This is a genomic window from bacterium, assembly GCA_035528375.1.
Classification (GTDB): Bacteria; RBG-13-66-14; RBG-13-66-14; order RBG-13-66-14; family RBG-13-66-14; genus RBG-13-66-14.
Genome location: DATKYS010000094.1, coordinates 1 through 12,920 on the forward strand (window position 1 = coordinate 1; position 12,920 = coordinate 12,920).

Sequence of the window (12,920 nt, forward strand, 5' to 3'; positions counted from 1 at the left end):
GGAGGTGACGGCTCCAGACCTCACAAGGGGCCATCGCAAGCTCCTGGAGGACATCGCCACGCTCGCCGAGACCGCGTCCATCTACGGGCCCGTGGGCAACCTTGACCTGGAGGTGGGGCGGTTCGGGCGCATGGTGGCGGTGTGCGAGGCGGCGCGGTGCTACAGTAACATGGTCAGAGGTGGCGACGCACTCGCGGCGCACCTTTCCGGCCGGCTCGGAACATGTTGGGATCGGCTCCAGGAAGCGCTTTTCGCGCTTCATATGTATCCGGACCCGGAGGCCGCCGGCCAACATAACGCCCAATCCACGAAGCCGGCCGCGGGGGGACGCTCCCACACGGTCCGGATGGAGGCGGTAACGCTCACGCCCGAACAATCGGCGGAGCTCGCGCCGATCCTGAAGCGTATCGAGGCGGAGGACCGGGCGGCCGATGAAGCGCACCCGAGAGGCGACCTCGGAGAGCTCGCGACCATCCTTTTCGATCTTAACGCCGCCATCCCGGACGTTGGGAAGCCATGGGCCCAGGAGCTCCACGATGGAGTAGCCAGAGCCCGCGCATGGCTCGCACGCACGCCCGACAGCCTCCAGGGCCGCGCGGAAGGCGGGTCCGATGCCTGACACTCCCGAGCTCCCCGTTGAGGCCCCTGGGGTCACCCTGGAGCAAATCGGCGCGCTTTGCGACCGAACGGCCGCCCTCGAAACGATGCTCGGGGCCATCGCCGACGGTCTCAAGGGTCTCCGCCCTTCCGGCGCCGTGCCCGGATTGCATCCCTATGCACCGCCTCGAGGCGGCACCGTGCCGAGTGCTCCAGTGCATGAACATACACCGCTGGGGTTCGTTATCCGGGCCGCCCTAAAGGCTCTGGACGTGCCCGACGGTCAGCCGGTCCCGTCGCACCGCGCGGAGCTCGCACGGACCTACCTTGCAAGCGCGCTCGAGGAACGGATGGACGGTGACGTTCCCTAGAAGGCGACCATCCGCCCGGAACGGGACAGCCCCGGTCCTCAGCTCGAGGACCGGGGCTATTTTTTGTCTGAGGGGCACGAATCATACCACAACCGCGCTACGAAGGCTCGTGCCCCTACAACCTCTTTTCTCCCAACGAATTACAGTGTTTCAATCCCCGTGCTTCGTGGCGGATAAGCTGCGGCACGGATCGGAAATGATCGGGGGCCTCAGTGGACCCCCCATCACCGCCGCCCGACGAATATCGGAGCTAGCCGACGGTTACCCCATGGCATGGGGCCGCTGGGACGTTCGGGGTTCGGCGGCGCTACGGTGCGCCCTGACGGTACAAGGTGCACCTCCCGCGGTTGAGCATGGCGACGCCAGCACGGGTCGCCCGGGCTCAGCCGGTGCGCTGTCCTTGACGGCGTGCGAGCCCCCCCATGAGGGGGGGCGCTGCAACGGGGGGTGACAGTACCCAAAGAGCGCGCCTGCGGCGCGCACCCGCCAACTCTCGCCCCCGCCCCTATCCCATGGGGTGGGGAAGGGGGGTGGGGCTGGGATAGGGGCGGGCTTTGCCCTTTTGCCTCAGTTATTGGTTAGTTTTCCACCGTCCTTCCGTTGTTATCCCCTTGTTATCCCCTTGTTTTCCACATAATTTCCACCTCATTCCGCGGCTCGGTGGGCGCTTGTACCGCGAGAGACGGCCCCCGCCGGGTACTGGCTCCACCGGCGAGCCGCCTACCCCACCGAGCGCGCGGATCTCCTTCTGTGCTGATTCTGTGGAAATCCCCCTGCGGCCGTCCGGCGGAATGGAGGCGTCCCGGGCGCGTGGGCTTCAATGCCCACCGAGCCGGCGGTACGCAGGGATTCACCTAGAGCCTCCTGGAGGCCGACATGACTCGGAAGAAGGACCCGAACCCTCCCAGGGGTCCCGAGCTCCGCGCGCTCGACCCGGTAGAATCCGTCGAGGAGTTTCTCGCCGGGCTCGGTGAGGACGCGGACCGGGTGGTGGTCTATCGGTACAATGACCTCGACTCCCGCCAAGAGTATTGTGGCTCGCTGCCCTGGCCGGCCGTAGACATTCCCGACGAAATCCGGAAGCGCTGGGGTGGAGGCAGGTTTTCTGTCCGGCTCCATGGGCCGCCCAATAAGGAAAACAAGAGCGGGTACATCGGATTTAAGCAGCTCTCTATTGTGGGGCCGGCCAAGGATCTCAGCCGCACCGTGGAGCCGGAAGCCGATACCGAGCGCGACCGGCGCCGCGCTGAGGAAGCGGAGCAACGGGTCGCCGAGCTCGAGGGCCTCCGGCGGGAGGACCGAATCGTGGCGGCACTCGCCGAGCTCAAAGACTTCGTGGCGGACCTACGCAACCCTCCGACCGCCGCGGCCGACGCCAACACATTCCGGATGGTCCTCGAGCTCGTGAAGGAAATGCAGGCCCGCGTGGTGCCGCACGTTGAAACGCCCGTCCGGGACGGCTCAGAGATGTTGGGCCTCGTCAAGATCCTCCTGGAGATGGTGCGCGACTCAGGAGGGGGTGGTGGAGGCCCCTACGACCATGTGATTGACCGGGTCGGTGTTCCCCTTCTCCGGATCCTGGAGCAACGCATCGGCACCCCCGCGCAGATTCCGGCAGAGACCGGCGAACCCAACCCCCCGGTAACCGACCTTCGCGGGGTCCTCGCTCAGTTCGTGCCCTACCTGGTCACCTGGGCAGAGCAAGGCAAGGACCCGGGGATCCGCGCGGATGTTATCGCCGACGAGATCCCGCCCGGCTGGCACGATGCGCTGGCAGAGATCGTCCTGGACGGAAGTGCGCTCACCCGTCTGATCGGCTGGTTCCCGGAGCTGGGCCCGCACCGGCCATGGATTGAAAAGCTCGTGCACGGCCTCCGGGAGAACCTGAGCCCGGCCGGTGAGACTGAGGAAGAGGAAGAGGAAGACGCCGGCGCGGAGCTCGGAGTACTCACGGAGCTCCCCGAAAACTAGGGCGGCGCCGTGCCCGGAGGGGTTCCCTGGAGGTTGGCCCCCAACGCTGGGGCGCGGTAAGTTCGGCCGTCCGCCCCCCACATTCCGAGGCGCAACCGTCATGGAACCTGAGTTAACTGTCACGCTCGGCGGCCTGCTTATCGTGGTCGGGGGCGCGTGGAGACTCTCCCGAGAGATCACCACGGTTCAAGTCAACCTCTTGAACCTGACGGAGCGTTTCGACCGCCTGGAGCGCATGTTAAACGCTCATTTCGGGAAGACCGGCGACGAATGAGCTATCCGGTGACTGTCCGGCGGACGTGGATCCCGGCGACGTTGGCGGGAATCCGAACGACGCTCGAGGCGATGGCCAGTCTCGCCCGGGAGGGCGCCGCCGATCCGCTGGTCCGTGACTTAGCGGGCTGGCTCATGGAGGGCGAGCGCTGGCCAGCGCTGGCGCTCCGGGACTGGCTCGCCGACAGGTGGGTTATGGTGGAGGACCCGTGGGATGTGGAGCTCCTGTCCGCCCCGGCCCTACAGCTCGACCGCTGGCTCCAGTATCCAAGCCGGGGACTCCGGGGCGATTGTGACGATTTGGCGGTCCTGGGCGCCGCACTTGCGCTTGCAGGCGGATTACCGGCCCGTTATTGTGCGGTCATTACCGGGCTGGGCCCGATTCCGGATCACGTTTTTGTGGACGTTCTCGAGCCGCCCGGTGTATGGGTAGAGCTGGACATTATGCGGCCAGCGGACGGCGCTCCCGCGATTCAAGAGCTTACGCTGATCCTGTGAGGCCCGATAATGTATGCCTACCCGTCCGGCTACCCGGTCTACCCCGGCACTCAGAGCCTTCCGCCGACCGCGAGTTATCCGGGCCTCCCCGGGCCCGACACCGCCATGCCCCCGACGTACACGGGCCCCTATCCGACCTATGGGGACGCGTGGTGGGATCGCGCGTTGGGCTGGCTCGGGAGAAAGCTCGGCCTGGACAACGTCGCCGATGAAGACGACTTCTGGCTCGGGGCGCAGCAAGGCGTAATCATGTGCTCGGGCCCGTTCTTTCCCGAGGAAGTCTACGCCCTACTCACCAAGGCCACCGCGGAGCAGATCGCCCGCGTCCGAATGAGCATCGCCGCCCGGTCCTGGTACCGGAAGTTCCCGCCGGCTGATCTTCCCTCGCTCGCCGGGATGCTGGTAGCGGAAGCGCATGGCGGCCGTGACTGCACCGCGGCGGACAACGAAAGCCGACTCGCCGCGCAGGCGATCCGGAGTCTCGCCGCGGAAGCCCCGTCCATGATCCCGGGCCTCCCCGAGCTGACTGGCGGCACGCTCACGGCCGGGCTCCCCGTCCTCGCCGCGCTGGGGCTCGGGATCTGGTTCCTCATGAGCCCGACGAAGAAGCGCGCTTGATGGACGTTTCGACCTATGCCCACGACGCTCTAAACGGGATCGTGCATTGCATCGGTCCCTATGATGTGTGGGATGTATTCCAACTTCTCAAGAGCTCGACACTCGAACAATCCGAGGCGGCCAAGGCCAGTATCAGTATGCGGAGCTATTACCGCTGGTGGCCGCCGGCAAGTCTCCGCAATCTCGCCGGCTATCTCGTGGCTGAGGCCCACGGCGGCGCCGACTGCACCCCCTACGATGCGCCGAGCCAGGCCGCCGCCGCGGCCATCGAAACGCTCTACGCACAAGTCCAACAGCCGGCCGAAGTGGTGGACGGTGCGGAGCCGCCCCCGGAATCCGGGGCGCCCCCGGACGGGACGGGGCCGGGTGAGGAGCTGGTAAATGGTGCGGAGCCGGCCGCGGTTCCGTCGTGGATCGGGCCCGCCGCCATTGTGGGAGTCATTGCCCTCTTCGCCCTCCGGAGGACCCCATGAGCTACGGGCGCCGCGGGGGTGGGTTAGGTGCGGAGCCCGTGTATGCGCTCGGCTACTATGTGGCCGGCGGCGCCTGGCACGCGTCGCCCGATGGACATTCCATCATCATTTCGCCCGACGACCAGCCGGGCAAAACGGTGACGCTCGTCAACATCACGCCGGCATGGGGAAGCGTGGAGAGCCTCATCAAGACCTACGGCGAAGCGGGCAAGGCGCGCGTTGTATTCGGGGGGTTCCTGCTCTCTGACGGTCGGATGCTCTCGAACGGTGGGGCCGGAAGCCTGGGCGCAAACGAGTTCGCCACGACAACGGGACCGGACCCCTCGAACCTCCCTTCATACGTCACGGACATCTATCCCGCGGCGCCGGCCGCGCCGGCGCCAGCGGAGCCCACGCCCGCGCCAGCTCCTACGCCACCGTGGACGGGTGAGCAGATCGCAACCGTCCATGTCACCGGCCAAGGGATCCCGGAAAACGCGACGCTCTACGGGGCCGACGGAAAGACGTACAAGATCGCCGCGGGCTCTGATCCGGCCGCGGCCACCTGGCTTGCCACGTACGCCCCGCAAGGCCCCGCGCTCATGGTGACGGGCACATGGGACCCGGTCGCCGGTCTGGTGACCGTCCAGGATGCGTATATCGAGGCGACGGGCTCCCGTGGGTACGGGGTCACCCCAACGGGCGAGCTGGGGCCGCCGTCCACGGAGTATCCAAGCACCACGCCGGAAGGGACCGGGTTGATGCCCACCACGCCGGCGGGAGCTCCGGGAGCTCCGGGAGCTCCGGCACCCTCCACGGTTGGCGTCCCCGGCCGCGGCGCACTTTGGATTCTCGGTGGGCTCGCCGTCGCTCTCATCGCTTCCCAGCGCAGGGGGCGCCCATGAGCTACGCGTACCCTTCCGCAATGGCGGCCGCGGGACTTCCCTCAAGCGGCACGGATCCCGTTCTCTACCTCAAATCGACGTGGGTTCGCTTCCGGGACATGTTCCCCGAATTACTGGCCTTGCAGCATCGGGCCGCCAGTCTCGCGGCCACGTTGCCGCCGAGTCGGGAAAAGGAAGAGGCGCGCGCCTCGGTGGACGAAATCGCCCTATTGATTCGGGTCCAGGCGAGAACCGCCAAGCGGATCGAAGAATCCCGGGGATTCATCGGGCTAGGGGCCGTCATTATTCCGCCGGCGATCCTGGCGGGGCTCGTGGCCCTGGCCCTAATCGTGGCGTGGGTTTTCCGCTCCTATGCCGCACAAGCCAAGATTCTCGACATGATCGAAGCGGGCACCCTCACCCCATCGGAGGCCCTCGAGCTCATGGACGCCGCGGGCCCGATGCCCGACATGTCGGTCCTCGGTGGACTCGGGATAGGGACCGTCCTGGGGGCCGCCGCGGTCTTCGGGATTCTGTGGTACATGCAACGGGGCCGGCGCCGGTCCAATCCCTGCCTGCCTCCGTCCGAAAACCCGCAGCTCATGATTTTAGGAGCGAACCCGCAACCGGACGGGCTCTGGAGTCGCCGCGTGTTGTCTCTCGACTACGTCCACGACGACGACGGCGAGCCGTACACGCACACCTTCCGGGGAGGCGTCCGGATGCAAGCGCTCGAGGACGGGAGTGTCCGTCTTTTTCATCCCCGCCGGCGCATTTGGCGGGATCTGTGAGGTTCCTCGTCAATCCTCCAAGTAGGAGTGAGATCATGGCCAGCAAGCCCGCCCGCGATAAGCGGGGACGTTTCGTCAAGGGCGGGACGCACCGTCGCCGCCGCCAGAACCCGGCCAACCCGGCCAAGCCCCGCCGTCGTGCCTCGGCTCGGAAGGCGGCGCGTAGTGCGCCCCGGTCCGCCTCTGGCCGCTTCCTGCCCCGCCATGGCCGCCGGCGCCGCAACCCGGACGGGCTCGGCACCGACCTGGTCGGAATGCTCGTGGATGGCGCCCTTGGCGCCGTGGAGGTGATCGGCGGCAAGGTCGCCGTCCGCGCGCTGCCCGGCGTGGTGGGTCTCCCCACCGCCGGGAATACGGGCCTGGCCATTCAGGCCGCGCTCGCCGTCGCCCTGGGCTGGGTCACGGACATGTTCGCCGGTCCGGACGTGGCGCGCATGGTCCTCGCGGGCGGGCTCGCCGCCCCGATGGAGAGCATGATCGCCGGCGCCAACCTCCCGGTGATCTCCACGGCCGTCAGTGGGACCATGGGATCCTACGTCCGACGCCCGCTCACGGGCGCGCGCCGTGCGTTGCCGGCCTTCGCTCGCAAGCCCGGACGGGCCCTGATGCTCCGGGGATGGCAGACCTCGCCGCCCGGCTCGGGCATCGAGTATTTCCAGTAACCTCTGACGTTCAACCTCGAGGAGAAACACATGCACGGACTGGTCATCCCCCACACCATGGAGGAGCTGAGCAGTATCGGCACCCCCGGGGCGGTCAAGGGGAACATGGAGGCGCTGGAGTTCGAGCTCTACGATACCCAGCCCTACGTCACCACCGTCACCCAGAATCTGACCTTTTTCACGGCCGCCGACGTGAACAACGGGTTCGTCACCAACATGAAGGCGGCCGGGCAGCTCCCCAACCCGGACTTCTTCGCGCCCCGCGTGGTGACGCTCGATGTCATCACGGCCGAGCCCGGGGACTTCCCCCGGCTCAGGGACATGTACGCCCTCCTCTACGGCACCACCGCGGGGCAGTCGCCGTTCATGGAGTTCCTGTATTCCGGGAAGCCGTACTGCCACTTCTCGCTCGCCACGGTTCCCGCGGCTGGCGGGCCGACGGGATTCAGCACCCGGACGGCCGTGGAGTACGGGAACAACGGGTTCATCGGGAAGGGCCGGTGCATGGGCATCGGCCCGGACGGTGATCCGTCCATCCTCATTCTCCCGCTCCAGGCGTTTTCCTGGCAGATCCGCTGGCCCGCCGCGGTGGCGCTCACGGCGACCGTGGCGCTCAAGCTGGCCATGCACGGGACGTACTATCGGCAGATCCGGTAAGGAAAGCGGGCGGTGAGAGGCCAGAACGGTTTGCAGGGCCGTAAGTGTCCGGTGTGCCCATCCACACCGGGCCGCCTCCACCGCCCGCGACGCCGGGTCGGTCCGGTATCGGTACTACGAAGGCGCTGAGGCGCCGATGAAGGGGACGCCGTCCGGGAAACCGGAAGCCCCGCGAGTAACCCGCCCGGTTGCGGCGCCGGGTGGGGTAGGTCGGTGAATGCGAACCTTATCCGCAAGGCGGATCGAAAATGATCAATCTCGCTGAGGCGCTGTCGTGGATTCCGCCGGAGTACCGGGGCCGGACGCTGCGGCCGTACTATACGCCCATCACAACCGCGGCGGCCATCGGCGTCGGCGGCGCTGCGGACCTCACGACGCCGCTCCAGAATGTGGCCGCGTTCCTGCTCATGGAGATCGTGGGGCGCGTGTACACGGTCGCCGCGCCCGACGTGTCGGTTCCGGATCCGTCGCTGACCGCATGGGTGCGGTTCTCCAGCGGAGATGATCTGACCAACGGCGCCATGCCGTGGGCTGCGATCATCGGAAGCTTGACGAACCCGAATGCGGGCTCGGGCGGGCTCGTCGCGCCCCGGCTCGTTTCGGGCGGCTCCATCATCACCGTCTCCGCTGCGTCCTACGGTGCGACCGCGTACCTGGTGCGGCTGTCGTTCGGCGGAATCAACATCTTTAACACCTGACCATGCCCGAGCTCTGGAAGACCCCGCCGCAATTCCTCGCCACGGCCGAAGAGGCCGCACGGGGCGGAGCTCGCCCGGGAGGTGGAGCCGCGCCGTTGCCCTTCGGGGGCGGGGGAGCTGGCGGTGGAGCTCTGCCCGGGTTCGTCCGGACGGTTCCCCCGGTCAATGAGGTAAAGCCGCCGCAAGGTCAGGACTTCATCGTGGGCGGGAACGTCGCCGGCGCGAGTGTGGCCACCACGCCGGCCGTGCTGCCCGGAACTGCCTTTCTGGTACCTCAGGGATCGGTTGCCTACATCCGGTCGCTCGTGCTCCAGGTACAGCAAGTGCTCGGGACCTCGGACATCGCTTTCACGGTCCGGGTGGACGGAACACCCGTTCCGGGCTGGCAGCGGATTCCGGTACTCCCCGCGGTAATCGCAGTATGGGCGCAGTCCTGGGGGCCTGAGGAAGTCTACATTGAGGTGCAGCCGGGCCGGACCGTGGAGGTGTCGGTTACCGTCCTGGACGGTGGCGCCTACAACGTGGGCGCGATCCTTCACGGGTGGATCGTGCCGAGCGCACTAGCCGACGCGAGCCGCGCCGGTTGGGACATCTAGGGAGCTCGCCCGATGCCCTCCACCGTCATTCTCCAGGGCCCCACCCCAAGCTGGGCGCTCGACATTCAATGGCCGTGGCGTCACAACCAGGTTGCCGGGGCGGAGAGTGGGAAATGCGCCATGATCGGCGGGCAAACCTTCGTGACGGCGCAAGTCACCACCACGCTTAGCCGCGACCTCCAAAGCTTCGATCAGGCGGGCGGAGGGGCAACGCGCGTTACGGGCCGGTACCGCGGCATGTTCGCCGAGCGCTGGGAGACGGTCGCCGCGATCCTCTGCCACACCTGGGGAAACATCCCGCTTTTCCCCGCCATCGGGCCCGCTGTCAGCTTCCCTCCCGGGGTCACTACCCTTCCCCATCAACGGGCGGTGTGGATCAGCTTTACCCTCGCCCCCGACGCTGGCGCTATCTTGACCAGCGCATCCGGGGTGGCGGTAATCAACAGTCCGGCCGCTCTCCTGGTCCAGAATTGGCCGGGGTTCGGTGGCGGTGTGGTGGCGAACGCCGGCGGGTTCGGGATCTTCGGGAATGGAGCGGGCGGACTCAACTTCACCGCATACGACGCCACCACACCGGGCCCCGGTGGCGTGCTCACCCAAGTCGCCATCCCTGCCCCGCCGGCCGCCGGCGACTGGCAGAGCTTTGATTTCTTCATCACCGGAGGATCGGGCGCGCGGGACGCTACCGTAGACGTGTACGTTGGTGGCCAGCTACTCCCCGGTGCGACTCAACTGCGGTTCACCAACCTCGCCGGGGGGTGCTGGTGGAACCCGGCGGCCACGAACGTCATGCAACTTGCCCTGCGCCACGGGACGTTGGGCGCGGGCAACGGGATCCGGTTCGCCTACTGGCGCATAAGGACCGGATCCTTCACCCGGGACGGTGTGGAGCTCACGACCTAGGACGGTCTCTTTCATTCTTGCGAGGTTCCGACATGTACGCTTTCCAGGGATGCGGCCGGCCCTCCGGACTCGGTAGCTACGCCCTGCCCTGGGATGCGCCGAGCATCACGGGCCAGCTCCAGGTCATGGCGTCCGGCGAGCTCCGGTTTTCGGTACCGGGCCACAACTTCAACCTTCAGTACGCCGCGGATCCCGGCTCGAGGGCCGCGTTCGAGCTCTATTCCTTCGGCGGACCCGTCACCGTCTACGGCGCCGCCGCAGGCTACGGGATCTACGTCGTGGAGACCTGGGAGGCCGGCGCGCCGGCCGAGCCCCCCGAGCTCCCGCCGGAGGAACCGACCACGCCCGGGGAGTGCCCGTCCGGGTACGTGTGGGATGCTGCGCTCCAAAAGTGTCTGTTCCAGTCCAACCACGAGCCGCCCCCGGGCAACGGTGGAGCTCCTGGAGACGGTGGAGCTCCTGGAGCTGGTATCCCGGCGGCCGCGCCGATCCCGTGGACTCCGATCCTCGCCCTCGGTGCCCTGCTCCTGCTCCCCACACTCCGGAGGGCGCGGTAGCTCGTGACGGTCCTTGCCCGAAACTTCACCCTCGAGGAAATGCCGTGCTGGCGGCACGCCAGCCCGGCGGACATCGCTCGACTTCGCGAGACTGCGGAGCGGGTCCTTCAGCCGGTCCGGGATCGGTGGGGGCCCGTCGTGGTCACCTCATGGAAATGGTGGCGGGACGGGTGCCTGCTTCGCACCGGAGCCCACCCCGCGGGCGGTACGGTGGACTTCATCACGCCGAACGCGGACTTGACCGACGTTTTCGCCTGGGGCACGAGCCAGCCGTGGCGGGACTACATCGGCCGGTGGATCTACGAACCGGCGATTCCGGGGCATCAGGGAGAACATATCCACATGGCACCGATCGCCGACATGCAACAGCAATTCGCTAAGGCCGACTCCGCGGCCTTCGTGGAAACCGGCGTCGGACAGTACACGCCGGTTCCCGGATGGGGCGGCCACACCGGAGGCATTGAGGATCCGATAGAGGTTGAGGGGGTGACCGTCACCGTCAGCCGCGCGCTGCCCGCGTGGCTAATCGGGAGCCTCGCACTCCTCTTCCTCACCACCCTACTTCACCACCGCGTCAGAGAGGAGTAGCACCATGGCATTTACCATCACCCCGGTGTTGGCCGGAACGTATGCGTTCGTGGCGGACATCCAAGCGGACGCCGACGCCGACGCCGCTTCCGGGAACATCCCCCACGGGCTCGGCGCCGTCCCCGTGGTGGTCGCCCTCTGCCCGCTCCTCCAGGTGCAGGCGGGGCTGTCGCTCTGGGCCGTCACCACCATCGACGCGGTCAACATCGTGGTCACCAAGTCGGTGGCCGTCGGGTCCGGTGTCGCCGCGCCGCAGGTCCGGTTGACCGCCCTTCTCCCGCATTCGCTGATCTCCTAATCGGACCTCCGGGTCCGACCTGGTGGGATCCCAATTGCTGGCGCGGGGCCCGGCACGGTGCCATATTAGGGCGCCGGGCCCCGCGCTGGTCGGGGCCGCATGGATGGGAGGCGGAAAATGCTACGATGGGAAGGCTCCCCGGTGGAGTTCGCGAAGTTCAGTCCACGACAGCGCCTAGTCGCGGAGTTTATTGCGCGGCGCTGGGAGGCCATGCAGCAGAGGGACGGAGAGACCGGCGAAGGCCGGAAGAGTACTCTCATGGACCTAGCGGCCGTCCACCACCGGACTCCGCTCAACCTCGAAGCCTTGGCCGTGGCCTCAGACTTCGAGCTAGCGCACGACGTAGGCGGGATCCGGCGTCACCTCAACCGACGGACGGGGGAGCTCGAGGATTGCTTTGTGCCTCGGTTCCTCCGGAGGGTCGCGCCATGACCAACTACAACCGCGGGAAGTTCGATGGACCAGGGGCCGGGATCTTTCTCGCCGCGGGCGTATTGTTCGCGGCCTGGGGCTGGTACGAGCCCCTCGATGGCGCCGCCGGCGTGTATCTATTGGGCGCCCTTTTCATGTGGCTCGTGGCTCTGATGATCTTTACAGGAACCGAGCCGGGAGACTTGCTATGAGCGCCGACGTGGTGAGGCGCCGCGCGTTCGTCAAAGAGGGAATTATCTGTGTCGGTTGCGGCAAGTCGGCGCGGATCAAAGGAGACGGCCGGCGCTACCTCTACATGTATCGGCCCTTTCGGGGTGCGCCGCTGGTTTGTTCCCGGGAATGTGACATCCGCGCGCGGCCCGCCCTCGAGCTCGAGCGGACCGGAGGGGGATCATGAGCCCGCCCCGCAAGAAGGTACCCAAGCGCACCGACCGGGCCACGCCCATGGTGCCGGCCGAAGTAATGCAAGCGCTCCGCGAATCACTCCCGACCCGGACGTGGTCGGGCGGTGGGATGGTCATTCAAGCGCGCGTAGCCTACGGCTTAGGTGTCCATCCGCGCACGCTCGGGAGGTGGGAGGAAGGTGGGGCCCCGGTATCGAATGCCTGGGCATACGTCGGGTTGGCCTTCCGCCTCGGCGGCGCCGAGGCCGCGAAGCACACCCTCGAGGTACTCAGTCAGTCCGAGCTCGGGGACGGGGCGTGGAGGTTGGTCCCGTGAAAGCTCAAGGGGTCCGACTCCTGGACGTGTTCGTTGTCGGGCCTTTCCTGTTGTGGGCGGCCGTGGAGGGACGGGAGCTCGGGCCGGCCGGCCGGCAATTCCTCGGGTTGCTCGGGTTCCTGACGATTTCGTACAACGCCGCCAATTACCTCGAAATGAAGCGAATACAAGAAGCCGACGCATTCACCGATGCCTGGAGGTTCCGCCATGACTAACGAAGTCCCGAACGTCCTCACGGGCGCCCGGCAGATCACCCTCGAGACACTCCGTAAGGTGCTCACCGAGGAGAACACAGACCGTTTCCTCGACTTGCTCTTTTTGAGCATCCACCTCCCGTGGTGGATTCCGTCGCGC

Annotated in this window: 18 protein-coding genes; all 18 read left to right on the forward strand. The window is 67.1% G+C overall.

Translation table 11 applies throughout. The features are described 5' to 3' along the window. Positions 1-619: hypothetical protein (locus VM054_07400; GenBank protein ID HUT98883.1), on the forward strand; the 619-nt coding region annotated here is incomplete at its 5' end. Positions 620-1,844: 1,225 nt separating this feature from the next. Beyond that, positions 1,845-2,939 carry a hypothetical protein gene (locus tag VM054_07405; GenBank protein HUT98884.1) on the forward strand — a complete coding sequence of 365 codons (1,095 nt, stop codon included), beginning with the start codon at positions 1,845-1,847 and terminating at the stop codon, positions 2,937-2,939. A 100-nt stretch (positions 2,940-3,039) separates the two neighbouring features. Continuing rightward, positions 3,040-3,213 (forward strand): hypothetical protein, encoded by a 174-nt coding sequence (locus VM054_07410; protein ID HUT98885.1) that lies wholly within the window; start codon positions 3,040-3,042, stop codon positions 3,211-3,213. A gap of 41 nt (positions 3,214-3,254) precedes the next feature. Continuing rightward, positions 3,255-3,710: a hypothetical protein gene (locus VM054_07415; GenBank protein HUT98886.1), complete on the forward strand. Its 456-nt coding sequence runs from the start codon at positions 3,255-3,257 to the stop codon at positions 3,708-3,710. 165 nt (positions 3,711-3,875) lie between these two features. Continuing rightward, positions 3,876-4,328, forward strand: coding sequence for a hypothetical protein (locus VM054_07420; protein HUT98887.1), 453 nt, complete (start codon positions 3,876-3,878; stop codon positions 4,326-4,328). Positions 4,329-4,369: 41 nt separating this feature from the next. After that, positions 4,370-4,801, forward strand: coding sequence for a hypothetical protein (locus VM054_07425; GenBank protein HUT98888.1), 432 nt, complete (start codon positions 4,370-4,372; stop codon positions 4,799-4,801). After that, positions 4,798-5,685, forward strand: coding sequence for a hypothetical protein (locus VM054_07430; GenBank protein HUT98889.1), 888 nt, complete (start codon positions 4,798-4,800; stop codon positions 5,683-5,685). The genes VM054_07425 and VM054_07430 overlap by 4 nt, the downstream gene beginning before the upstream one ends. Then, a complete protein-coding gene (locus VM054_07435) occupies positions 5,682-6,455 on the forward strand; it encodes a hypothetical protein (GenBank protein ID HUT98890.1) in 774 nt (257 codons plus the stop codon). The genes VM054_07430 and VM054_07435 overlap by 4 nt, the downstream gene beginning before the upstream one ends. Before the next feature lie 35 nt (positions 6,456-6,490). Next, complete coding sequence (locus VM054_07440) at positions 6,491-7,117, forward strand: hypothetical protein (protein HUT98891.1); 627 nt, start codon at positions 6,491-6,493, stop codon at positions 7,115-7,117. Between the two features lie 30 nt (positions 7,118-7,147). Then, on the forward strand, positions 7,148-7,774 hold the full coding sequence (locus VM054_07445) for a hypothetical protein (GenBank protein HUT98892.1): 627 nt from the start codon (positions 7,148-7,150) through the stop codon (positions 7,772-7,774). A gap of 248 nt (positions 7,775-8,022) precedes the next feature. Then, entirely contained in the window at positions 8,023-8,472 is a 450-nt protein-coding gene (locus tag VM054_07450) for a hypothetical protein (GenBank protein HUT98893.1), read from the forward strand. A 323-nt stretch (positions 8,473-8,795) separates the two neighbouring features. Continuing rightward, entirely contained in the window at positions 8,796-9,068 is a 273-nt protein-coding gene (locus VM054_07455; protein ID HUT98894.1) for a hypothetical protein, read from the forward strand. Positions 9,069-9,080: 12 nt separating this feature from the next. After that, positions 9,081-9,971 carry a hypothetical protein gene (locus tag VM054_07460; GenBank protein ID HUT98895.1) on the forward strand — a complete coding sequence of 297 codons (891 nt, stop codon included), beginning with the start codon at positions 9,081-9,083 and terminating at the stop codon, positions 9,969-9,971. A 32-nt stretch (positions 9,972-10,003) separates the two neighbouring features. Then, entirely contained in the window at positions 10,004-10,528 is a 525-nt protein-coding gene (locus VM054_07465) for a hypothetical protein (GenBank protein HUT98896.1), read from the forward strand. A 210-nt stretch (positions 10,529-10,738) separates the two neighbouring features. Further along, positions 10,739-11,116, forward strand: coding sequence for a hypothetical protein (locus VM054_07470; GenBank protein ID HUT98897.1), 378 nt, complete (start codon positions 10,739-10,741; stop codon positions 11,114-11,116). Between the two features lie 4 nt (positions 11,117-11,120). Continuing rightward, on the forward strand, positions 11,121-11,414 hold the full coding sequence (locus VM054_07475) for a hypothetical protein (protein ID HUT98898.1): 294 nt from the start codon (positions 11,121-11,123) through the stop codon (positions 11,412-11,414). A gap of 428 nt (positions 11,415-11,842) precedes the next feature. Then, positions 11,843-12,037 (forward strand): hypothetical protein, encoded by a 195-nt coding sequence (locus VM054_07480; protein HUT98899.1) that lies wholly within the window; start codon positions 11,843-11,845, stop codon positions 12,035-12,037. Positions 12,038-12,547: 510 nt separating this feature from the next. After that, positions 12,548-12,781, forward strand: a complete 234-nt coding sequence (locus VM054_07485) for a hypothetical protein (GenBank protein HUT98900.1) — start codon at positions 12,548-12,550, stop codon at positions 12,779-12,781. The last annotated feature ends 139 nt before the right edge of the window (positions 12,782-12,920 follow it).